The 20,048-nt window shown below is 69.8% G+C and carries 24 protein-coding genes; 5 read left to right on the forward strand and 19 right to left on the reverse strand.

Annotation, left to right across the window (positions count from 1 at the left end; genetic code table 11):
* Positions 1-80: 80 nt before the first annotated feature.
* The 5 genes from ureG to ureC all read right to left on the reverse strand — a co-directional run bounded on the left by ureG (position 81) and on the right by ureC (position 3,984).
* The gene (gene ureG / locus J7654_RS17245; RefSeq protein WP_209737065.1) at positions 81-713 is read right to left on the reverse strand and encodes an urease accessory protein UreG; all 633 of its coding nucleotides are present in this window, start codon (positions 711-713) and stop codon (positions 81-83) included.
* Positions 710-1,375 carry an urease accessory protein UreF gene (locus tag J7654_RS17250; RefSeq protein WP_209737066.1) on the reverse strand — a complete coding sequence of 222 codons (666 nt, stop codon included), beginning with the start codon at positions 1,373-1,375 and terminating at the stop codon, positions 710-712. The genes ureG and J7654_RS17250 overlap by 4 nt, the downstream gene beginning before the upstream one ends.
* On the reverse strand, positions 1,365-1,862 hold the full coding sequence (locus J7654_RS17255) for an urease accessory protein UreE (RefSeq protein ID WP_209737067.1): 498 nt from the start codon (positions 1,860-1,862) through the stop codon (positions 1,365-1,367). Before J7654_RS17255 ends, J7654_RS17250 begins: the two co-directional genes overlap by 11 nt.
* On the reverse strand, positions 1,859-2,209 hold the full coding sequence (locus J7654_RS17260) for an MliC family protein (protein ID WP_209737068.1): 351 nt from the start codon (positions 2,207-2,209) through the stop codon (positions 1,859-1,861). Before J7654_RS17260 ends, J7654_RS17255 begins: the two co-directional genes overlap by 4 nt.
* Before the next feature lie 62 nt (positions 2,210-2,271).
* Positions 2,272-3,984: an urease subunit alpha gene (gene ureC, locus J7654_RS17265; RefSeq protein ID WP_209737069.1), complete on the reverse strand. Its 1,713-nt coding sequence runs from the start codon at positions 3,982-3,984 to the stop codon at positions 2,272-2,274.
* Between the two features lie 134 nt (positions 3,985-4,118).
* Here ureC and J7654_RS17270 point away from each other — a divergent pair, with 134 nt between their 5' ends.
* Positions 4,119-4,529, forward strand: coding sequence for a hypothetical protein (locus J7654_RS17270; protein ID WP_209737070.1), 411 nt, complete (start codon positions 4,119-4,121; stop codon positions 4,527-4,529).
* 79 nt (positions 4,530-4,608) lie between these two features.
* On the forward strand, positions 4,609-5,109 hold the full coding sequence (locus J7654_RS17275) for a hypothetical protein (RefSeq protein WP_209737071.1): 501 nt from the start codon (positions 4,609-4,611) through the stop codon (positions 5,107-5,109).
* On the opposite strand, the gene J7654_RS17280 is transcribed toward J7654_RS17275, so the two are convergent.
* Entirely contained in the window at positions 5,106-5,411 is a 306-nt protein-coding gene (locus tag J7654_RS17280) for an urease subunit beta (RefSeq protein WP_209737072.1), read from the reverse strand. The two genes, J7654_RS17275 and J7654_RS17280, sit on opposite strands and share 4 nt — an antisense overlap.
* Positions 5,408-5,980 (reverse strand): HupE/UreJ family protein, encoded by a 573-nt coding sequence (locus tag J7654_RS17285; protein ID WP_209737073.1) that lies wholly within the window; start codon positions 5,978-5,980, stop codon positions 5,408-5,410. The genes J7654_RS17280 and J7654_RS17285 overlap by 4 nt, the downstream gene beginning before the upstream one ends.
* A gap of 257 nt (positions 5,981-6,237) precedes the next feature.
* Between J7654_RS17285 and J7654_RS17290 the strand changes: the two genes are divergently transcribed.
* Positions 6,238-6,450: a hypothetical protein gene (locus J7654_RS17290; RefSeq protein WP_209737074.1), complete on the forward strand. Its 213-nt coding sequence runs from the start codon at positions 6,238-6,240 to the stop codon at positions 6,448-6,450.
* Here the strand turns inward: J7654_RS17290 and J7654_RS17295 are convergent.
* The 12 genes from J7654_RS17295 to hutI all read right to left on the reverse strand — a co-directional run bounded on the left by J7654_RS17295 (position 6,447) and on the right by hutI (position 18,618).
* Entirely contained in the window at positions 6,447-6,749 is a 303-nt protein-coding gene (locus tag J7654_RS17295; RefSeq protein ID WP_209737075.1) for an urease subunit gamma, read from the reverse strand. The genes J7654_RS17290 and J7654_RS17295 overlap by 4 nt on opposite strands.
* Before the next feature lie 25 nt (positions 6,750-6,774).
* Positions 6,775-7,599 carry an urease accessory protein UreD gene (locus J7654_RS17300; RefSeq protein WP_245195556.1) on the reverse strand — a complete coding sequence of 275 codons (825 nt, stop codon included), beginning with the start codon at positions 7,597-7,599 and terminating at the stop codon, positions 6,775-6,777.
* Between the two features lie 8 nt (positions 7,600-7,607).
* Complete coding sequence (locus tag J7654_RS17305; protein WP_209737076.1) at positions 7,608-8,261, reverse strand: amino acid kinase family protein; 654 nt, start codon at positions 8,259-8,261, stop codon at positions 7,608-7,610.
* 126 nt (positions 8,262-8,387) lie between these two features.
* Positions 8,388-9,212 (reverse strand): dihydroneopterin aldolase, encoded by an 825-nt coding sequence (locus J7654_RS17310; RefSeq protein ID WP_209737077.1) that lies wholly within the window; start codon positions 9,210-9,212, stop codon positions 8,388-8,390.
* A 37-nt stretch (positions 9,213-9,249) separates the two neighbouring features.
* Positions 9,250-9,495 (reverse strand): Lrp/AsnC family transcriptional regulator, encoded by a 246-nt coding sequence (locus J7654_RS17315; protein WP_209737078.1) that lies wholly within the window; start codon positions 9,493-9,495, stop codon positions 9,250-9,252.
* 108 nt (positions 9,496-9,603) lie between these two features.
* Entirely contained in the window at positions 9,604-10,422 is an 819-nt protein-coding gene (locus tag J7654_RS17320) for a ferredoxin--NADP reductase (protein WP_209737079.1), read from the reverse strand.
* A gap of 183 nt (positions 10,423-10,605) precedes the next feature.
* Positions 10,606-11,820, reverse strand: coding sequence for an MFS transporter (locus tag J7654_RS17325; RefSeq protein WP_209737080.1), 1,215 nt, complete (start codon positions 11,818-11,820; stop codon positions 10,606-10,608).
* A gap of 101 nt (positions 11,821-11,921) precedes the next feature.
* Positions 11,922-13,343 carry an FAD-binding oxidoreductase gene (locus J7654_RS17330; RefSeq protein ID WP_209737081.1) on the reverse strand — a complete coding sequence of 474 codons (1,422 nt, stop codon included), beginning with the start codon at positions 13,341-13,343 and terminating at the stop codon, positions 11,922-11,924.
* A 58-nt stretch (positions 13,344-13,401) separates the two neighbouring features.
* Positions 13,402-15,075 carry a urocanate hydratase gene (gene hutU, locus J7654_RS17335; RefSeq protein WP_209737082.1) on the reverse strand — a complete coding sequence of 558 codons (1,674 nt, stop codon included), beginning with the start codon at positions 15,073-15,075 and terminating at the stop codon, positions 13,402-13,404.
* Positions 15,072-15,875: an N-formylglutamate deformylase gene (gene hutG, locus J7654_RS17340; RefSeq protein WP_209737083.1), complete on the reverse strand. Its 804-nt coding sequence runs from the start codon at positions 15,873-15,875 to the stop codon at positions 15,072-15,074. The genes hutU and hutG overlap by 4 nt, the downstream gene beginning before the upstream one ends.
* On the reverse strand, positions 15,872-17,413 hold the full coding sequence (hutH, locus tag J7654_RS17345; RefSeq protein WP_209737084.1) for a histidine ammonia-lyase: 1,542 nt from the start codon (positions 17,411-17,413) through the stop codon (positions 15,872-15,874). Before hutH ends, hutG begins: the two co-directional genes overlap by 4 nt.
* Positions 17,410-18,618 carry an imidazolonepropionase gene (gene hutI / locus J7654_RS17350; RefSeq protein WP_209737085.1) on the reverse strand — a complete coding sequence of 403 codons (1,209 nt, stop codon included), beginning with the start codon at positions 18,616-18,618 and terminating at the stop codon, positions 17,410-17,412. Before hutI ends, hutH begins: the two co-directional genes overlap by 4 nt.
* A 130-nt stretch (positions 18,619-18,748) precedes the next feature.
* Between hutI and J7654_RS17355 the strand changes: the two genes are divergently transcribed.
* Entirely contained in the window at positions 18,749-19,450 is a 702-nt protein-coding gene (locus J7654_RS17355) for a histidine utilization transcriptional repressor HutC (protein ID WP_209737086.1), read from the forward strand.
* Between the two features lie 163 nt (positions 19,451-19,613).
* Entirely contained in the window at positions 19,614-20,000 is a 387-nt protein-coding gene (locus J7654_RS17360; protein WP_209737087.1) for a tautomerase family protein, read from the forward strand.
* Positions 20,001-20,048: the final 48 nt, after the last annotated feature.

Below are 20,048 nucleotides of genomic sequence, written 5' to 3' on the forward strand. Positions count from 1 at the left end.
CGCAATCCCGGCCTTGAGCCGGGACGGCTGCTGAGCCGGCGTGCGGGCGGCCCTGGCTCGAGGCCGGGAGCCCGCTTCGCTCAAGCGGCCCGGTCGAACGACGGCAACCCGCCCGTTTCCAGCAGGAACCGCAGCACCACGTCGAGGCCCTGGCTGCGCGAAAGGTCGGTGAAGACGGTCGGGCGACCTTGCCGGCCCTTTTCGGCATCCCGCTCCATGCGCGTCAGGTCGGCCCCGACATAGGGCGCAAGGTCCGTCTTGTTGACGATGAGAAGGTCCGAGCGGGTGATGGCCGGCCCGCCCTTGCGCGGGATATCGTCACCCTGGCAGACCGAGATCACGTAGAGGGACAGGTCGACGAGGTCCGGCGAGAAGGTTGCGGCCAGATTGTCGCCGCCCGATTCCACCAGCACGAGGTCGAGCCCGGGATGGCGCGCGTTCAGCCGCGCTATGGCCGACAGGTTGATGGAAGCGTCTTCCCGGATCGCCGTGTGCGGGCAGCCACCCGTCTCCACGCCCTCGATGCGGTCGGCCGGCAGGGCCTGCCGGCGCACCAGCGCCTCGGCGTCCTCCACCGTATAGATATCGTTGGTCACGACGCCGATGGACCAGCGCTCGCGCGCCGCCACGCAAAGCTTTTCCACAAGCGTCGTCTTGCCGGAGCCGACGGGGCCGCCGATGCCGACGCGAAGGGGACCGTGCCTGTTCGTCATGTGCGGAAAAGCCTCACCGGAAGGGATTCGTGCCGCATGGCGGCGATGTCGGACAGGATCGCCGATGAGCCGAGATCGTCAAGGGTGCTCATGCCGGCGCGGTGCGCCGCCCCGGCAATAACGGGCTCCAGCCGCTTCATCACCGCCACCGCCTCGCTCTGGCCGAGCGGCACGAGGCGCACCGCCGCCGAGACGAGATTGGCCGCGAACGCATGGGCGTAAGCGGCGAGGATGTCGCCCTCACGCGCGCCGGACGCCGCCGCCCGCTCGGCCACCGCCAGCGGATAGGGCCTCGGCGCACCCGCCGCGCCCCAGGGCAGGCTCGCGCGGCCGAAGGCCTCGCCCAGCGCGCGCGTCTCCTCCCGCCGCTCCGCCGAGCCGGAAAGGGCCAGCGCCAGTTCCGCCAGTTCATCCAGCCCGGCTGCGTCCCGCGCCTCGGCCCGGCGCATCCCTTCGGCGAGAAGCACGAGATCGTTCCAGCCGCTGCCCTCGAGAACGAGCGTCTCGACCCAGTCGAACAGCGCCCCGGCGCTCGTTACCCGCCCTTGCGCGACGGCCGCTTCCAAACCGTGAGAATAGGCGAAGGCGCCGACCGGAAAGGCTGGGGAGAACCATGTGAGCAAGGTGAGAAGGCCGGGCGCGCCCTCCCCCTCAATGGTCATGCGAATGGGCGCCATGCCCGTGGGGATGGTGCCCCGCCTCGCCCTCGTGCACGTGGGCGGAAGCATAGGCTCCTCCGGCCGGATCGAAGGCGGCCTCCACCTCCTTCACCGTCCCGCCGAGGCCCTCCACCATCTCGCGGATCACCCGGTCCTGGCGGATGAGAATGCGGGTCTCCTCGATGGCGGCGGCCAGGTGCCGGTTGCCCAGGTGCCAGGCGAGGTTCAGGAGGTGCACCGCATCGCGCCCGCGCACCTCGTAGAGCGCCTCCGGCTTCGCCTTCACCTCGATCACCCGCCCGTCATCGAGAAGGATGCCGTCGCCCTCGCGCAGGAGCCGGGCCTCCGGCAGATTCAGCAGGAAGGCGATACCCCCATCGGACACCATCGCCATGCGCCGGCGATGGCGCTGCCCCTCATCCAGCGTGATCGTATCGGCGAAGTCCCCTGTGTGCCGGCCGCGCTCGACGACGTTCTCCGCGGCGATCACGACGCGCTCTCCCGGCAGGTGACGGCCTGGGTGCCGGCCGTCTCGTCCTCCAGCGTCGCCTCCGCGCCCTTGGTCCACCACACCGAGGAGCCGGAGACATATTTCGCGCCGGACGCCGCGACCACGTTGACGAAGAGGCGGGCGCCGTCGCCCGGGTTCAGAAGCGCCAAGGAATTGTCTCCGATATTGATATATTCGGCCGTGCGCCGAACCTCGTCCGAGCACGCATAGCCTATCGTTTCGCGCTGCGCCTCGCCCGGAAGGTCGAGATCGAGCGCAAGCGCGCCTGTCGCAAACGCGGCAAGCGCCGTGCCGGCCAGCGCCGGCCTGATCCATAGAGCAGCCATGAGGCGTTTCTCCCTGCGTTCCGCTCCTGCTAATCTAGCGCATTCGCGGCCGGAAAGAGGCGTCAGAACAGGAAGTAGCGCTGCGCCATCGGCAGCACCTTCGCCGGCTCGCAGGTCAGGAGTTCGCCGTCGGCCCGCACCTCGTAGGTTTCCGGGTTCACCTCGATTTGCGGCGTGGCGTCGTTCAGCAGCATGGAGGCCTTGGAGATGCCGCCGCGCGTGTTGTGGACGGGCAGGAAGGCCTTCTCGCAGCCCAGCCGCTCGCGCAGCCCATCGTCCGCCGCCACCTGCGAGACGAAGGAGACGCCGCTCGCGCCCACCGCCTTGCCGAAGGCGCCGAACATGGGGCGGTAGTGCACCGGCTGGGGCGTGGGGATCGAGGCGTTGGGGTCGCCCATGGGCGCGGCGACGATGGTGCCGCCGATGAGAACCATCATCGGCTTGACCGCGAAGAAGGCCGGGTCCCACAAGACGAGGTCGGCGCGCTTGCCGACCTCCACCGAGCCGACCTCCCGCGAAAGCCCCTGCGCGATGGCGGGATTGATCGTCACCTTGGCAATGTAGCGCCGCACACGGAAATTGTCGTTCTCGCCGGTTTCCTGCGCCAGCCGGCCCCGCTGGCGCTTCATCTTGTCCGCCGTCTGGAAGGTGCGGATCAGAACCTCGCCGACGCGGCCCATGGCCTGCGAGTCCGAGGCGACGATGGAGAAGGCGCCGATGTCGTGGAGGATGTCCTCGGCCGCGATCGTCTCCTTGCGGATGCGGCTTTCGGCGAAGGCGATGTCCTCCGGGATGGAGGAGTCTAGGTGGTGGCACACCATGAGCATGTCGAGATGCTCCTCCAGCGTGTTCACCGTGTAGGGCCGCGTCGGATTGGTGGAGCCGGGCAGGACGTTGGGCAGGCCGCAGACCTTGATGATGTCCGGCGCATGGCCCCCGCCCGCCCCTTCCGTATGGAAGGCATGGATGGTGCGGCCCTTGAAGGCGCCGACCGTGTCCTCCACGAAGCCCGATTCGTTGAGCGTGTCGGTGTGGATCATCACCTGCACGTCGAAGGCGTCTGCCACCGAAAGGCAGCAGTCGATGGCAGCCGGCGTCGTGCCCCAGTCCTCGTGCAGCTTCAGCGCGCCCGCCCCGCCCTTGATCATCTCCTCCAGCGCCTGCGGCTGCGAGGCGTTGCCCTTGCCGGAGAGCACGAAGTTCATGGGGAAGGCGTCCAGCGCCTGGAGCATCCGCGCCATGTGCCAGGGGCCGGGCGTGCAGGTGGTGGCCAGCGTGCCGTGCGCCGGCCCCGTGCCCCCGCCCACCATGCAGGTGACGCCGGAAAACAGCGCCTCTTCGATCTGCTGCGGGCAGATGAAGTGTATGTGGCTGTCCACCCCGCCGGCAGTAAGAATCTTGCCCTCCCCGGCAATGGCTTCGGTCCCCGGCCCCACGATGATGGTGACGCCGGGCTGCGTGTCGGGGTTGCCGGCCTTGCCGATGGCGGCGATTCGCCCATCCTTCAGCCCCACATCGGCCTTGTAGATGCCGGTATGGTCCACGATCAGCGCGTTGGTGATGACGGTATCGACGGCGCCCTCCGCGCGGCTGGCCTGGGACTGCCCCATGCCGTCGCGGATGACCTTGCCGCCTCCGAACTTCACCTCCTCGCCATAGGTGGTGAGGTCCTTCTCCACCTCGATGAACAGCTCGGTGTCGGCAAGCCGCACCCGGTCGCCGACCGTCGGCCCGTACATGGCGGCATAGGTCGAGCGGGCAATTCTGGCGGGCATGGGCAGATCTCCGGTGAACCGGGCGAGACAATAGGAAGATCGCAAAAGCTTGTCTTCCCCCAAGCGCACAACCATTTCACATTCAGGCGCAACGCCGCGACATGCCGTCTCGCGCCGCAGGAGAGCATCGGCCGATGACACGAAAATGGGCAATCGCGGGAGCGCTCGCGCTGCTGGCCGCCGGCGGCTCGCACGCCTGGGCCCAGCCCTTCGAATCGGGCCCGCCGGGCACGGTGGTGGGAACCTCCCAGTCGGGCGCCCGGGTGGGGGGGGCGGTGCGGCTGAACACGCCGCGCGTTCCGAACGCAAGGGTCTTCGGCGACACGGTGGAGGAGCGGGCCTGGGGCCGGGACTATGACGACAGCCATCTGCGCCCCCGCGTGCCCCGGGCCACGGCCGATACGCCCATCGAGCTGCGCGCCCGCGAAGGCAGCTCGCGCCTCGATTCAGGCCGCGCCGGCTCCTTCGCGCGCGAGGGGCCGCGAGCCATCGGCGGCAGCTCCGTCACGCGCCCGGCGCTCGGCGCGCGGCGGATCGGGCGGTAGCGGAACGCTGCCCGTCGGGGTACGTTTCTCCCCCGACGCCCTCGCGTGGGGACCGATGATCTTCGAAGGAACCGTATCCATGAAACCGCTTCTGGCACCCGCCGCCGCCGTCATCGTGAGCCTTGCCCTGGCGGCCCCGGCCGCAGCCCAGTTGTCCGGAAGCCCGGGCGGCACGTCCGCCGGCGGTGGAAGCAGCGTCGGCTCATCGGGCGGCCTGGGAACATCGACCGGCACCGGCGCCACGACCACGCCGGGCGCTTCGGGAACCGGTATTTCGCCCTCGCAAGGTGCAGGCGGAACTGGAGAGGGCGGGCTCTCCACGCAGGAGCGGGCGACGGAAGGCTCCACCAGCATCAACTCGATCAACGCCGATGCGGTGGCGCGCACGGGCAATGTCGGGGCGGCCACTTCGATCGGCGGCTCGGGCGGAACGGAGGCGGGTCAGGCTGCGGCCGGCGGTGCGCCGGCAGGCCGGGAGAAGGTCAACATTCCCCGCGCCTCCGTCGCCGTGGATCTGGGTGGGATTCGCGACGCGTTGGAAGCCGGCCCCAGCGCCACGCCGAAGGCCGACGGGCGCTAGAGCGCGCCCATGATCTTGGCATTGAAGCCGTAGATCTTCCGTTCGCCCCCGATCGGCACGAGAGCGACCTCCCTCGCCTGCCCCGGCTCGAAGCGCACCGCCGTGCCGGCGGGGATGTCGAGCCGCATTCCCCGCGCGCTGCCGCGGTCGAAGGACAGAGCGGGGTTGGTCTCCGCGAAATGATAGTGCGAACCGACCTGGATCGGCCGGTCGCCGGTATTGGCCACCGTCAACCGCGTGACCGGCGCGCCCTCGTTGAGAACGAGTTCGCCTTCCTTCGGCAGGACTTCGCCGGGAATCATGCCTGCACCATCAGGACGAGTCCCGCCGCCGCCGTCGCGGCGCCCAGCCAGCGCGCGGGCGCTGCGCCGAACCGGGCCAGCCCGAGGCCCAGCGCGATGCCCGAGCCATGGAGCATGGCGGTGGCGAGAACGAAGCCCGCACCATAGCCGAAGACGTCCGCGCCCCCGATCTCGCCGCCATGGGCATGGCCGTGGAACAGCGCGAAACCGCCCACGATGAGCGCGCAGCCGGCCGCCGGCACGCGGGCGGCCATCGCCACGAGCAGGCCGAGCGCGACGACAGAGGCCAGGATCGCAGGCTCGACGAAGGGCAGCGGCACGCCGGCGAGCGCAAGGGCGAAGCCGGCCGCCATGGTTCCGACGAAGACCGCCGGCACGCGCCAGCGCGACCGCCCGCCCAGCATCGCCGCCCAGAGCCCGACGGCGACCATTGCGAGGATATGGTCGAGCCCGAAGAGCGGATGGGTAAAGCCGGCCATGAAGGAGCCATGCCCGGCCGGGTCGAGATGCGCATAGGCCGGAGCCGTTGCCGCCAGAAGCGCGATTGCGGCCGTCAAGGCACGTTTCATGGTCTGTCCCTTTTCCTGCGCGCGGTGGCGCCGGTGCTTCGTCGCGGGCCGGTCCGGCGAAATGCCCGATTCCCGTCCCCACCAGGCGGTCATGATGGGCGGTGGCCCAACGCCTTGTCAAAAGGAAACGAGCGCCCCGGATGCACCAGAAGCCGGCAGTTTTAAGCAAATGCTAACCAAGATGAACCGCAGGCCGCCTGCGGCGTTCTGTGCCCGACCGGGAGGACGATGGATTGTGTCTCGCAAGGAGTGATTCGATGAGGAAGCCGATGGCCTTCGCGCTCGCCTTCGCCTCGGCCTTGATCGCCCTGTCGGCGGCCCCCGCCCCCGCCGGGCCGGGCGAGCCGCCGATCGTGCGTGTCGTGACTATCGACGGCGTCACCGGCCCCGCCTACTATTCCGTGGTCGAGAAGCGCTTCCGCTTCATCGCGCCAGATGGCGCCGATCTGGCGTCCCTGCCGCAGGACTAACGGATCGGCTCGTGAACCGTCACGAGCTTGGTGCCGTCCGGGAAGGTGGCCTCCACCTGGACGTCGTGGATCATCTCGGCCACCCCCTCCATCACCTGCTCGCGCGTGATGACGTGCGCCCCGGCCTCCATCAAATCGGCGACGCTCCGACCGTCGCGCGCGCCTTCCACCACGAAGTCGGTGATGAGGGCGATGGCCTCGGGATGGTTGAGCAGGACGCCGCGCTCCAGCCGCCGCCGGGCCACGCTGGCGGCCATGGAGACGAGGAGCTTGTCCTTCTCGCGCGGGGTCAGTTGCATGCGCCGGGGTCCTTTCCGTTGAGCCTCATAGCGACCATAGACGCGGAAGGGGCCCGTTTTCCAGAAGCGCGAGCGCAGGAACCAGCCGCCGCCGCAGTTCGATGCCCGAAGGCGCGACGAGGCGCGCGACGAGGAGGCCCTCCTCCAGCCGGCTCGCGCCGCCCGAGGGACCGAGCAGAGCGCGCAGGGCCGAAAGATCGCATCCGCTCCCGGTGGCCAGAACGGTGGCGAAGGCGCGATGGCCGGCCAGGCCGGCCGCCCGCGCGGTCTGGCCCGCGAGATCGCCATGAAGGCGCAGATTGTCCGCGAAGACGAGGCGCCCGGCGAGACGAACGCGCCAGCGCTCCTCCAGAAGCCCCTCCGCCACCGATTCGCCCATCGCCTCGCGGCCGAGAATGACGCTTTCGCAAAGCAGCAGGCGGCTTCCCGCCTCCGCGTCGACATCGAGCCGCCGCGACAGGCGCCCTCCGTCGAACAGGATGGTTTCCTGCGGCAGCCAGGAGAATCCGGCCCCGGCCGCTACCGATACGCCCGTGCGGACCGTGGCCGCCGCGCCCAGGGACCGGTAGACGCGCTCGGCGGCCTGCGTCGTCACGCAAAGATGGCCCGCCTCCTCCACCGCGAAGGACTGGTCGAGCCTGTCCCCGCCCGCGAGGCCGCCGGCCGTGTTCACGAGCACGGCTTGGGCCGGCCCGGCCCCCACCTTGGGAAAGCGCAGCTTCAGGCAGCCCTCCTGGCGCAGGCGGGAGAGGCGCGTTCGCCCCTCGCGCTGGCGCATCGTGGCTTGCACGGCCCCACGCGCGCGCTGCAAGGAGGGAGCGCCGCCGATCTGCGGCAGGGAATGTTCCAAGATGGGGTTTACTGCGCCGCCTCGAAGAGGTCGCACTCCTCGGGCCGGTGCGCGGGGGTCACCTCCCGGCCCGGCACCGTGCCGCCCGCCAGCCGGCGGCCGGCCATGGCGAGGTCCGAGGGACCGGCGATGAAGACGCGCGTTGCCGGATGGAGCTGGCGCACGAAGGACGGGTCGACCACGCCCGCGGCCGAAACGGCATCGAGGTCGCGCCCCTCCGGCAGGTCGATCTGCTTGATGAGACAGAGGCTGGCGCCGGGATAACGGCCCGCAAGCCAAGCGGCCAGGCTGTCGGAGGTGGTGCTCCAGTCATGGTGGATTTCACCGGCCTGCAGCACCAGCTTGGCAGGCATCCAGACCGGGACCAGCCCGTCGTCCAGAGCCTTGCCGATGGCCTCCTGCGTGGCGACGGGCACCAGCTTCTCGCCCAGGCTCACCAGCGCGCGGCCGAACTGCTCCATGGCCAGGATCGCCATGTGATGCGCGGCATCGTCGTCATAGCCCACCTGTGCCTGATAATCGCGCACGACATCGGCGAACGGCCCCCCGCCGGGCACGAGGATCAGCGGGCGCTGGCTTTCTTCCATCGCCCGCACCCAGCGGACGAGGTCTGGCGGGGAAATCGAACTTCCACCGAATTTGACGATCAGAATATCGTCCATCTCTGAACCTCTCCGCGTTACGCGATGCGACAGGCAGGCGATGTCATTCTGCCATTATTCAGACACGTTTGACCAGCCTGCGGTTCCTTCAATTCGTCGTTGCGCCGCAAAAGCGCGGTGCGGCGTTCAGGTCGGAAGCCGCCGCCGCACGATCTCCACGCCGGCAATCAGCGGTCCGAGATCGAGCTTCTCCACCTTGACCGTCACCGAGTCCAGGCGCGGGTCCCGCAGGAGGTCCGCGGCCAGTTCCTCAGCCAGCGTCTCCACCAGATCGGTATGGCCCCGGGCCGCCAGCTCGCGCACCGCGTCCATCATCCGGTCGTAGGAATAGACCTCGCCGAGGCCAGCCACTCCCCCGCCGGCCGGCGCGACCTGCGCCTCCAGCGAGAAGCGCACGCGTTGCAATCGCCCGCGCTCTCCGCCATAGGCGCCCACCGCCATCTCCTGCACGAAATCGCGCACGAAGACGCGGTCGGGCACCGTCCCCGGCTCCACTGGCCGCACCCGAGGCGGGTCCATGAGCGCCAGCAGGGCCCGGCAGGCCCCGGCATCGAATGCCCCCTCCCGGCGCAGCGCTTCCCCGAAGCCCAGAAGGTCCGGGCGCAGCGGCAGGAGGCGGGGCACGTCGGCCGGCTCCAGCGCCCCGGCAAAGCCGAAAGGGAGGCCCCGCGCGCGGCAGAGCGCCGCAAAGCGCGAGGCTTCCGCGAAGCTGTGCCGCGCGAAGAAGGGCCCGCCCCGCTCCGTCAGGATCGCCAGATTCCCGCCTCGATCCGCCGCCGCGTCGAGCGCGGCGGGCCACTCGCTCTCGTCCGCTTCGACGAAGGCGGCCGGCACACGATTCCCGCCAGCGTCCAGAACCGCGCCGGCCGGCATCTCCACCAGCACCGCCCCGGCCGCGAAGGCCGCGCCGGCCTCGTCCTCCCGCGCAAGCGAGGCCAGAAGCTTCGTCATCCGGCCGCCCGGCCCCGGCCGTCGGCGAGGCTCCGGCTCAACGGCCGAAGGCCTTGAACGCGACGGTGGTGAAGGTATCGGACACGCCGTCCACGGTCTGGAGCCGCTCGGTGACGAAATGGCCGATATCGGCCTCCTCGCCCAGATAGAATTTGGCGATCAGGTCGAACTGGCCGGAGGTGGAATGAACCTCCGAGAGCTCCTCCACCGTCTCGGCGATGGTGTCCGCCACCTTGTAGGCGCGGCCGGGACGACATTTGAACTGAACGAAAATGGTCTTCACCGGCCGGCTCCCATGCGATGCGTCGCCGTCTCGTATCAAAGCGCCGCCATCCCCGTCAAAGGCGCGAGGCGGACGGAGAGGCCGGCCCGGCGCGCTCTTCGGCGGGCATCAATCCACGAAGGCGCGTTCCACCACGTAGGTGGCGGGCTTGGAGTTGGCGCCCTCCTCCAGCCTGTTGGCCTCCAGCAGTGCCGCCGTGTCCTTGAGCATGGCCATGGATCCGCAGATCATCGCGCGGTCGGTGGCCGGGTCGAGCCTCGGCACGCCCAGTTCGTCGAACAGCTTGCCGTTCTCGATCAGCGTCGTGATGCGCTCGCCACGGGTCTCCCCGTCCCGCGTGGCCGAGCCGAAATAGCGCAGCTTGTCGCCCACCACCTCGGACAGGATCTCGTCGGTGCGCGTCGCCTCCACCAGGTCGCGGCCATAGGTCAGCTCCTCCCGCGTGCGGCAGGTGTGGGTGAGGATGACCTCCTCGAACTTCTCGTAGGTCTCCGGGTCGCGCACGATGCCGGCGAAGGGCGCGATGCCCGTGCCGGTGGAGAAGAGATAGAGCCGCTTGCCGGGGATCAGCGCGTCCAGCACGAGCGTCCCGGTCGGCTTCTTGCGCATCAGCACCGTGTCGCCGACCTTGATCTTCTGAAGATGCTCCGTCAGCGGGCCGCCCGGCACCTTGATGGAGAAGAACTCCAGCTCCTCGTCCCAGGCGGGGCTGGCGATGGAATAGGCGCGGAAGACCGGCTTCTCGGCATTGGGCAGGCCGATCATGGCGAACTCGCCCGTGCGGAAGCGGAAGCTGGCGGGCCGCGTCATGCGGAACATGAAGAGGCTGTCGGTGTAGTGCCGCACCTGCGTCACCGTTTCGGCGAACACGTTGGCGGGGATCGGGAAGGCGGTCTCGGTCTGTTTCGCTTCGACGACGGCGTTCATGAGTGGCGGACCTTCGGATGTTCGTCGGATCGGGCGCGGCACGACGTGCCGTTCATGGCATGGCGCCGGCGCACGAAAGGGCGCGCGGGCACGGGATCGCGCGAGCGTTTTGCCGCAGAACGGCCCGTAACGCCAGAACGGATTTTGCTCCATGCCGCCGCGAAGGCGAAAAAGCATGCGCCCTCACCCGCGCCGCAGGGACGGCTCCGGCGGCAGCAGGATCGTCAGAAGGCCGAGCAAGGGCAGGAAGGAGCAGATCACGAACACCGTCTCGATCCCGCGCGCATCGGCCACGGCCCCGAGCACCGCCGCCCCGATCCCGCCCATGCCGAAGGCGAAGCCGAAGAAGATGCCCGCCACGAGCCCGACGCGCCCGGGCATCAGCTCCTGCGCAAAGACCACGATGGCCGAGAAGGCGGAGGAGAGGATCAGCCCGATCGCCACCGTCAGCACCGCCGTCCAGAACAGGTCCGCATAGGGCAGCGCCAGCGTGAAGGGCAGGACGCCCAGGATGGAGAACCAGATCACCGCCTTGCGGCCGATCCTGTCCCCCAGCGGGCCGCCCAGCAGCGTGCCGAGCGCGGCCGAGGCCAGGAACAGGAAGAGCAGGATCTGGCTCTGGCGGATGGACACGCCGAAGACCTCGATCAGGTAGAAGGTGTAGTAGCTCGACAGGCTGACCGTGTAGATCTGCTTGGAAAAGACCAGCAGCGCCAGGATGAGGACGGCGAACGCCACCCGCCCGCGCGAGAGGCCCGGCGAGACCAGCGGCGCGAGCTTGGCTCCCGCGCGCGCCAGATGCTGCGCCTTCGCCCATGTCCCCACCTTCCACAGCACGATCATGCCCAGAAGCGCGAGCGCGCCGAACCAGGCGACGGACGGCTGGCCGAGCGGCAGGACGACATAGGCCGCCAGCAGCGGCCCCATCGCCGTGCCGGTGTTGCCCCCCACCTGGAAGATCGACTGCGCGAACCCGTAGCGCCCCCCGGAGGCGGCCCGCGCGACGCGCGAGGCGTCGGGATGGAAGATCGAGGAGCCGATTCCGATGGCGGCCGCGGCGATGAGAAGCACGGCGTAGCTGTGCGCGCCGGCAAGGATGAGCAGCCCCACCAGGCTGAAGCCCATGCCGAGCGTCAGCAGGCGGAAGCGCGGGCGCCTGTCGGTCCAGAAGCCGACGGCCGGCTGCAGCAGCGAGGCGGTGACCTGGAAGGTGAAGTGCAGGATCCCGATCTGCGTGAAGGTCAGCGCATAGTTCGCCTGCAGCACGGGGTAGAGCGCGGGCAGGAGCGACTGGATCGTGTCGTTCAGAAGATGGCAGAGGCTCAAGGCGAACAGGACGGCGAAGGTCGTCCGGTTCGCGGCCTGGCCCTGCGGTGCGCGCGTGGCAGCCACACTCATGTCCTCACCCCCCGCCTTCCTCCCGCCCGGCACGGCGCATGCTCCCCGGGTGCCGGCCCGCCTACGAAGCGCGGCCATAAGCTCCCCTTAGCGCTTTCCCGTCAAGAGGGAATGCGCCCGCGCAGGACCTTGCCGGGGTTGAACAGCCCTTGCGGGTCGAGCGTCGCCTTGATGGTCTCCATCAGCCTGAGCTTGCCCGCGTCGCCCGTCGCATAGAGCGGGTCGATGCGCTTGGCGCCGATGCCGTGCTCGGCCGAGAAGCAGCCCCCCGAAGCCTTCAACGTCCGGTAGAGCACGTCCTCCACCCGCGCCACGAGTCCAGCGTCCAGCGGGCCGGCACGGTTCAGGAGAAGGTGGATGTTGCCATCCGCCAGATGGCCGAAGATATAGGGCTCGAATTGCGGGTCGATGGCCTTCAGTTCCGCCTCGATCCGCGCCACGTAAGCGGCGATCTCCGATTGCGGCAGCGACACGTCGAAGGCGGGTGAGCCCGGATAGCGCCGGAACACCGCCTCGGTGTCCTCGCGCAGGCGCCACAGCTCGGCCTCCTGCCGGGACGAGCTGGCGATGAGGCCGGTGATGTCCGGGTAGCGCTCGGCCACCGTCTCGAACAAGGCCTCGAAGGCGCCTTTCAGGGCATCCTCGTCCCGCCCGCCGAGCGACAGGAGAAGGTAGAGCGGCGCGTCGAGCGGCACGGCGGGGTCCGACCAGCCGTGCTCGTCGGCCGTGAAGCGGATATAGGAGTTCCACATCGCCTCGGCGGCGCGCAGTTCGCCCGCCTGCGGCTCCAGCGCCAGCCGGATCGTGTCCAGCAGCGCCGACACGTCCGGCATGGAGAACAGCGCCGTCGCGCTGGCGGCGGGCTTGGGATAGAGCTTGATGGACGCGGCGGTCACGACGCCGAGCGTGCCTTCCGCGCCGATCAGGAGGTGCTTGACGTCGTAGCCCGCCGAGGTCTTCACCACACGCGTCAGGTCCGACAGCACCGTGCCGTCCGCCACCACGGCCTCCATGCCGAAGACCTGATGGCGCATCACTCCGTTGCGGAAGGCCAGAAGGCCGCCCGCATTGGTGGAGATCATGCCGCCGATGGTGGCCGAGCCGCGGGCGGGAATGTCGATGCCGGGCTCCAGCCCGTGCGCGGCGGCGGCCTCCTGCAAGGCCTCCAGCGTGACGCCGGCCTCCACCACGGCCACGCGCTCCACCGGATCCAGCCGCAGGATGCGGTTCATGCGCGCGGTGGAGAGGACGATCTGCCCGCCGCGCGAGATGCCCCCACCCACGAGCCCCGTGCGCCCGCCATGCGATACGATGGGTACACCCGCCTGAAGGCACGCCCGCACGACGCGCGCCGTCTCGTCCGTCGAGCCGGGCGAGACCACGAGGCCGGCGGCGAGATTGTCCTCGTGCTGGCCGGGATGGATGAGGCCCACCGCCTCCCCTCCCCGCAGCCCCTGCGGGCCGACGATATCGGCAAGCGCCTCGGCAAAGCCGGCAGGCAGGGTGGAGATGGGCGTATCCATGGTCGGGCTCCTTCACGCGCGAGGCTTTAAGCCCCCGGCCGAGCTGCGAAAAGCCCTATTACAGAATGGCGGGCAGGTTGAGGCCCTTTTCGCGGGCGCAGGCCAGGGCGTCCTCATAGCCGGCGTCGGCGTGGCGCATCACGCCGGTGGCCGGGTCGTTCCACAGGACATTGGCAAGGCGGCGCGCGGCGTCCTCCGTGCCGTCGGCGCAGATCACCATGCCCGAATGCTGCGAGAAGCCCATGCCAACACCGCCGCCATGGTGCAGCGAGACCCATGTCGCGCCCGACGCGGTGTTGAGAAGCGCGTTCAGGAGCGGCCAGTCCGACACCGCGTCCGAGCCGTCCTTCATCGCTTCCGTCTCGCGGTTGGGCGAGGCGACCGAGCCCGAATCCAGATGGTCGCGGCCGATCACCACGGGCGCCTTCAGCTCGCCGTTCCGCACCATCTCGTTGAAGGCGAGGCCCAGCCGGTGCCGGTCGCCCAGCCCCACCCAGCAGATGCGCGCCGGCAGGCCCTGGAAGGCGATCCGCTCGCGCGCCATGTCCAGCCAGCGGTGCAGATGCGCATTGTCGGGCAGAAGCTCCTTCACCTTCGCGTCCGTCCTGTAGATGTCCTCCGGGTCGCCCGAAAGCGCCGCCCAGCGGAACGGCCCGACGCCCCGGCAGAAGAGCGGGCGGATATAGGCGGGCACGAAGCCGGGAAAGTCGAAGGCGTTCTCCAGCCCCTCGTCCTTGGCCACCTGCCGGATATTGTTGCCGTAGTCGAGCGTGGGGATGCCGCGCGCATGGAAGGCGAGCATGGCCTCCACGTGAACGCGCATGGAGGCGCGCGCCGCCTTCTCCACCGCCTTCGGGTCGCTCTCGCGCATCGCGCGCCACTGCGCCATCGTCCAGCCGATGGGCAGGTAGCCGTTCACCGGGTCGTGCGCCGAGGTCTGGTCCGTCACCATGTCCGGCCGGATGCCGCGCCTGGCCATCTCCGGCAGGATCTCGGCGGCATTGCCCAGAAGCCCGACCGATTTCGCCTCGCCGGCCTGCGTCCAGCGCTCGATCAGCGCCATCGCCTCGTCCAGCGTCTCGGCCTTCTCGTCGAGATAGCGGGTGCGCAGGCGAAACTCGATGGAGTCCGGGTTGCATTCCACGGCAAGGCACGAGGCCCCGGCCATGACGGCGGCCAGCGGCTGCGCCCCGCCCATGCCGCCGAGCCCGCCGGTCAGCACCCATCGGCCCGCGAGGTCGCCGCCGTAATGCTGGCGCCCGGCCTCCACGAAGGTCTCGTAGGTGCCCTGCACGATGCCCTGCGTGCCGATATAGATCCACGAGCCGGCGGTCATCTGGCCGTACATGGCCAGCCCCTTGCGATCCAGTTCGTTGAAATGGTCCCAGGTCGCCCAGTGCGGCACGAGGTTGGAGTTGGCGATGAGCACGCGCGGCGCGTCCCGGTGGGTGCGGAAGACGCCGACCGGCTTGCCGCTCTGCACCAGCAGCGTCTCGTCCTCGTTCAAGGCGCGCAGGGCCGCGACGATGCGGTCGAAATCGTCCCAGGTACGCGCCGCGCGCCCGATGCCGCCATAGACCACCAGCTCGTTGGGGTTCTCGGCCACGTCCGGGTCGAGATTGTTCATCAGCATCCGCAACGGCGCTTCCGTCAGCCAGCTTTTGGCGGTCAGCTCGCTTCCGTGCGGGGCGCGCACTTCGCGGGCATTGTGGCGGCGGTCGACAGGGTTCATCGGTCAAGCCCTTTCAGTTCGGTGGCGAGCGCCGCGAGGCGCTGGAGAATCATGGCCAGGGGCGCGCGCAGGCGCTCGCCCTTCGCCTCGTCATAGGCGAAGGGCGGAGCCTCGCTCGCCAGATGCGTCGCCTGCGCCAGCTCCATCTGGATCGTGTGGACGCCCTCCTGCGGGCGGGCGTAATGGCGCACCGTCCAGCCGCCCCTGAAGCGGCCGTTGAGGACGCTGGTGTAGCCTTTCGCCGCCTCGCAGACCTCCCGCGCCGCCGCTTCGATGCGCGGGTCGCAGCTACGCCCGCCATCCGTGCCGATGTTGAAGTCGGGCAGCCGCCCCTCGAACAGGAAGGGAATGGTCGAGCGGATCGAATGGCAGTCATAGAGGATGACGACGCCGTGCAGCGCCCTCACCCTCTCGATCTCGGCCGCGAGCGCCGCGTGGTAGGGCGCGTGGAACGCGGCCAGCCGGCGCGCGACCTCGGCCTCGTCCGGCTCCCGCGCCCAGATCGGCGCCCCGTCGAAATCCGTCGTCGGCACGAGGCCGGTGGTGTTCTGTCCCGGATAGAGGCTGGCGCCGGACGGGTCGCGATTGGCGTCGATCACATAGCGGTGGAAGGTCGCGCGCACGCTCGTCGCGTCTTCCGGCAATCCGTCATAGAGGCGGTGAATATGCCAGTCCGTGTCGCGCAGCCGCCGCCCCTCCTCGTTGAGGTGCTCGAAGACCTCGGGCGGGACATGCGTTCCCGTATGCGGCAGGCCGAGGATGACGGGCGATGAGCCCCGGCGGACTTCGACGACGCTCACGACGTTTCCTCCAGGGCGGGCAGGATGCCGGGGGAGATGGAGGCGGCCAGCGCGCCGGAGGAGACGAGTTCGGCCGCGCGCGCCAGGTCGCCGGCCATGTAGCGGTCCTCCTCCAGCGTCGGCACCACGGCGCGGATCGCCGCATGGGCCTGCAAGAGTTCGGCGCCGGTCTTCAGCGGCGCGCGGAACTCCACCCCCTGCGCGGCCGTCAGCGCCTCGATGCCGATGATGCCGGCCAGATTGTCGGTCATCAGAAGCAGCCGCCGCGCGCCGTGGCAGGCCATGGAGACGTGGTCTTCCTGGTTGGCGGAGGTGGGCGTGGAATCGACGCTCGCCGGATGCGCCATCTGCTTGTTCTCGCTCATGAGCGCGGCGGAGGTGACTTCCGCGATCATCAGCCCGGAATTGAGGCCGGGGTTCTTCGCCAGGAACGCCGGCAGGCCGAAGGACAGCGCCGGGTCCACGAGCAGCGCCACGCGCCGCTGCGCGATGGCCCCGATCTCGCAGATGGCGAGCGCGATCTGGTCGGCGGCCAGCGCCACCGGCTCGGCATGGAAATTGCCGCCCGAAACGACCGAGCCGTCCGAGAGCACCAGCGGGTTGTCCGTCACCGCATTGGCCTCCACCACCAGCGTGCGCGCCGCCTGCCGCAGAAGGTCGAGGCAGGCCCCGTCCACCTGCGGCTGGCAGCGGATGCAGTAGGGGTCCTGCACCCGCTCGTCGCCGGTGAGATGGCTTTCGCGGATCTGCGAGCCGTCCAGCAGAGCGCGCAGCGCCCGCGCCGTGTCGATCTGGCCGCGATGACCGCGAAGCGTGTGGATATCCGGGTGGAAGGGGGCCGAGGAGCCCATCGCCGCGTCCGTGGAGAGCGCGCCGGTGATCAACGCCGCCTCTCCCGCGCGGTGGGCGCGGAACAGGCCCGCGAGCGCGAGCGAGGTGGAGACCTGCGTGCCGTTGATGAGGGCCAGCCCCTCCTTGGCCGCGAGAGTGACCGGCCGGAGGCCCGCCTCGCGCAGCGCCTCGCCGGCGGGGCGGCGCACGCCCTCCACCGTCACCTCGCCCTCGCCGATCATCGCGGCGGCCATGTGGGCGAGCGGAGCGAGGTCGCCGGAGGCGCCGACCGAGCCCTGCCCCGGGATGACGGGCAGGATGCCCTTTTCCAGCATCGCCTCGATCAACGCGACGATGACGGGCCGCACGCCCGAGGCCCCGCGCCCCAGCGAGATGAGTTTCGTCGCCATGACCAGCCGCACGATCTCCGGCGCCAGCGGCGCGCCGACGCCGCAGCAATGCGACAGGATGAGATTGCGCTGGAGCGTTTCGACATCCCCCGGCGCGATGCGCACGCTGGCGAGCTTCCCGAAGCCGGTGTTGATGCCGTAGACGGCCGCATCCCCGGCCGCGATCTCCGCGATGCGCCCGGCGGCGGCCTTTACGGCCGGGCCGCAGGCGGGATCGAGCCGCACGGCCTCGTCTCCCCGATAGATGCGCTCCAGCGTCGCGAGCGACACCGCTCCGGGCTTGAGAAGAATGGTCATGCGGCCTCGTCCTTGATGAGCCGGTGAAGCGGGTTGAAGCCGATGCGGTAGGCAAGCTCGGCGGGGTGTTCCACGTTCCAGACGGCGAGTTCCGCCCGGCGGCCGGGCGCGATCGTGCCGATCTCGCCCTGGAGCCCCAGCGCGCGCGCCGCCTCGCGCGTGACGCCCGCCAGCGCCTCTTCGGGCGTCAGGCGAAACAGCGTCGCGCCCATGTTCATGGTGAGCAGCAGCGAGGTGAGCGGCGAGGTGCCGGGGTTGCAGTCCGTGGCGAGCGCGATGGGAACGCCGGCCTCGCGCAGGGCCGCCACGGGCGGTGCCTGGCGTTCGCGCAGCGTGTAGAAGGCGCCCGGCAGGAGCACGGCGACGGTGCCGGCCCCGGCCATCGCCTCGATGCCGGCCGGCGAGAGATATTCCAGATGATCGGCCGAAAGCGCGCCGAACTCGGCCGCCAGCGCCGCGCCGCCCAGATCCGAGAGCTGCTCGGCGTGAAGCTTGACCGGCAGGCCGAGGCTTCGTGCGCGCTCGAACACGCGGCGCGTCTCCTCCACCGAAAAGGCGATGCCCTCGCAGAAGGCGTCCACCGCGTCGATCAGCCCCTCGGCGGCGCCCCGCTCCATGCCGGGCAGCACCACCTCGTCGAGATAGTCTCTCGCCCGGCCCTTGTATTCCGGCGGCAGGGCATGGGCGGCCAGCCAGCTCGTGCGCACGCGCACGCCGCGCGCCGCGCCCAGCCGGCGCGCCACGCGCAGCATCTTCAATTCGTCCTCGACCGTCAGCCCGTAGCCGGACTTGATCTCGACGCTCGCCACGCCCTCCGCCAGAAGCGCGTCCAGGCGCGGCAGGGCGCCCTGGAACAGGGCCTCCTCGCTTGCCGCGCGCGTGGCCGAGACGGTGGAGACGATGCCCCCGCCCGCCCGCGCGATCTCCTCGTAGCTCGCGCCCTCGAGGCGCATCTCGAACTCGCGCGCGCGATTGCCGCCGAAGACGAGATGGGTATGGCAATCCACAAGGGCCGGCGTGACGAGCCGCCCGTCGAGGCCCTCGGCCGCCATGCCCCGCCATTCCCCCGGCAGGCCGGCGCGCGGCCCGGCCCAGGCGACGCGCCCGCCCTCCAGCGCGACCGCCGCGTCCTCCACGAGGCCGTAGGGCGCGCGCCCCGGCTCCATCGTGGCGAGCGTCAAATCGAGAAGGAGGCGCTTGGTCATGGTGCACACACCGATCATTCCGTTTGAGTCCGGACGCTATTATGTATAGACATATACGTCAACGCCGCGCGGCGCTGCGAGGCCGGCGCCGCGCTGGCCTTCCCCCCTCGCAAACGGTAAGGCGACGCGGATGAAGCCCCCTGCCCGTTCCTCCTTTCGAGCCATCAAGGACGAGATCGCCCGGCGCATCGGCGAGCGTGTCTGGAAGCCGGGCAGCCTCATTCCCGGCGAGGAGGCCCTGGCGGCCGAATTCGGCGCCGCGCGCGCCACGGTGAACCGCGCGCTTCAGGAACTGGCAAGGGCCGGCCTGATCGAGCGCAAGCGCAAGGTAGGCACGCGCGTGGCGCTGCACCCGGTGCGGGAGGCGCGCTTCGCCATCCCCATCGTGGCGCAGGAGATCGTGGCATTGGGCGCGGCCTACGAGTACCGGCTTCTCGCCCGGCAGGCGCGCGAGGCCAGCGAGGCGGACGCCGCCCGCCTGGGGGTGGCGCCGGGCAAGATCGTCCTCCACCTGCAATGCCTGCATTTCGCCGACGGCCGGCCCTATCAGTTCGAGGACCGCCTCATCAATCCGGCGGCCGCGCCGAAGGCGCTGGAGGAGGGCTTCGAGCATCAGGGGCCGAATGAATGGCTGGTGGCCGCCGCCCCCTTCTCGCGCGCCGAGTTCACCTTCCTCGCCGCCCTTCCGGCCGAAGAGGAAGCGCGCTTTCTCGGCGTCGAGACGCACGAGCCCGTCTTCATCGGCGAACGCCGCACCTGGCTCCTCGCCAGCCCCATCACCGCCGTGCGCATGGTCCACCCCCAGAGCCACCGCCTGACGACAGTGATGTGAGCCGGCTGAGGGCCGGCGGCGACCCGTTGCGGCCATCGGCGCCGCCTGCATAAATGGCCGGTGCGTCGCAACGGCCGGATGCCGAGGCCTCTCTTTCATCGCGATTTTGGAAAGAGCTGCTGATGAGCCGCGATGCGAGAAGAAGCGCACGGAAGGGAAACTCATGCCTGCCACCAGAATGGAAACGAGGCGAGGTTGGATCGGCAACCGTCGTCTGGAGGTCATCGAGGCGGTGCAACGAGCACTTCTGACCGGTTTGCAGATACCGGACCACGACCGTTGCATAAGCCTGGTGGAATACGAAGCCGACGCGATGATCACGCCCCCGAGCAAGGGGCCTTCCTACTCCGTGATCGAGATCAAGCTTTTCTCCGGCCGATCTCTCGATGCCAAGCGAAAATTGTATGCCGCCCTTGCCGAGGAACTGTCGGCATTCGGCGTGCCGGCGAGCGACATCAAAATCGTGCTCGTCGAAATCGATCCCGTGAACTGGGGGCTCGGGGGACTGCCCGCCAGCGAGATCGACCTCGGCTTCAAGATCGACGTGTGATCGCCGCAACGATCCGCCCCGGCGGCCGCGGCTCCCCACGAACCGAAC

The organism is Aureimonas populi, assembly GCF_017815515.1.
Taxonomy (GTDB): domain Bacteria; phylum Pseudomonadota; class Alphaproteobacteria; order Rhizobiales; family Rhizobiaceae; genus Aureimonas; species Aureimonas populi.

What these genes read in the sequence shown, in the direction of transcription:
- J7654_RS17320 (WP_209737079.1), bottom strand. Translation starts at nt 10,422, where the DNA reads ATGAACGCCGTCGTCGAAGCGAAACAGACCGAGACCGCCTTCCCGATC.
- J7654_RS17330 (WP_209737081.1), bottom strand. Translation starts at nt 13,343, where the DNA reads ATGGATACGCCCATCTCCACCCTGCCTGCCGGCTTTGCCGAGGCGCTT.
- J7654_RS17360 (WP_209737087.1), top strand. Translation starts at nt 19,614, where the DNA reads ATGCCTGCCACCAGAATGGAAACGAGGCGAGGTTGGATCGGCAACCGT.
- J7654_RS17250 (WP_209737066.1), bottom strand. Translation starts at nt 1,375, where the DNA reads ATGACCATTGAGGGGGAGGGCGCGCCCGGCCTTCTCACCTTGCTCACA.
- hutU (WP_209737082.1), bottom strand. Translation starts at nt 15,075, where the DNA reads ATGAACCCTGTCGACCGCCGCCACAATGCCCGCGAAGTGCGCGCCCCG.
- J7654_RS17325 (WP_209737080.1), bottom strand. Translation starts at nt 11,820, where the DNA reads ATGAGTGTGGCTGCCACGCGCGCACCGCAGGGCCAGGCCGCGAACCGG.
- J7654_RS17355 (WP_209737086.1), top strand. Translation starts at nt 18,749, where the DNA reads ATGAAGCCCCCTGCCCGTTCCTCCTTTCGAGCCATCAAGGACGAGATC.
- hutH (WP_209737084.1), bottom strand. Translation starts at nt 17,413, where the DNA reads ATGACCATTCTTCTCAAGCCCGGAGCGGTGTCGCTCGCGACGCTGGAG.
- ureC (WP_209737069.1), bottom strand. Translation starts at nt 3,984, where the DNA reads ATGCCCGCCAGAATTGCCCGCTCGACCTATGCCGCCATGTACGGGCCG.
- hutI (WP_209737085.1), bottom strand. Translation starts at nt 18,618, where the DNA reads ATGACCAAGCGCCTCCTTCTCGATTTGACGCTCGCCACGATGGAGCCG.
- J7654_RS17290 (WP_209737074.1), top strand. Translation starts at nt 6,238, where the DNA reads ATGAGGAAGCCGATGGCCTTCGCGCTCGCCTTCGCCTCGGCCTTGATC.
- J7654_RS17275 (WP_209737071.1), top strand. Translation starts at nt 4,609, where the DNA reads ATGAAACCGCTTCTGGCACCCGCCGCCGCCGTCATCGTGAGCCTTGCC.
- J7654_RS17295 (WP_209737075.1), bottom strand. Translation starts at nt 6,749, where the DNA reads ATGCAACTGACCCCGCGCGAGAAGGACAAGCTCCTCGTCTCCATGGCC.
- J7654_RS17305 (WP_209737076.1), bottom strand. Translation starts at nt 8,261, where the DNA reads ATGGACGATATTCTGATCGTCAAATTCGGTGGAAGTTCGATTTCCCCG.
- ureG (WP_209737065.1), bottom strand. Translation starts at nt 713, where the DNA reads ATGACGAACAGGCACGGTCCCCTTCGCGTCGGCATCGGCGGCCCCGTC.
- J7654_RS17310 (WP_209737077.1), bottom strand. Translation starts at nt 9,212, where the DNA reads ATGACGAAGCTTCTGGCCTCGCTTGCGCGGGAGGACGAGGCCGGCGCG.
- J7654_RS17280 (WP_209737072.1), bottom strand. Translation starts at nt 5,411, where the DNA reads ATGATTCCCGGCGAAGTCCTGCCGAAGGAAGGCGAACTCGTTCTCAAC.
- J7654_RS17260 (WP_209737068.1), bottom strand. Translation starts at nt 2,209, where the DNA reads ATGGCTGCTCTATGGATCAGGCCGGCGCTGGCCGGCACGGCGCTTGCC.
- J7654_RS17270 (WP_209737070.1), top strand. Translation starts at nt 4,119, where the DNA reads ATGACACGAAAATGGGCAATCGCGGGAGCGCTCGCGCTGCTGGCCGCC.
- J7654_RS17285 (WP_209737073.1), bottom strand. Translation starts at nt 5,980, where the DNA reads ATGAAACGTGCCTTGACGGCCGCAATCGCGCTTCTGGCGGCAACGGCT.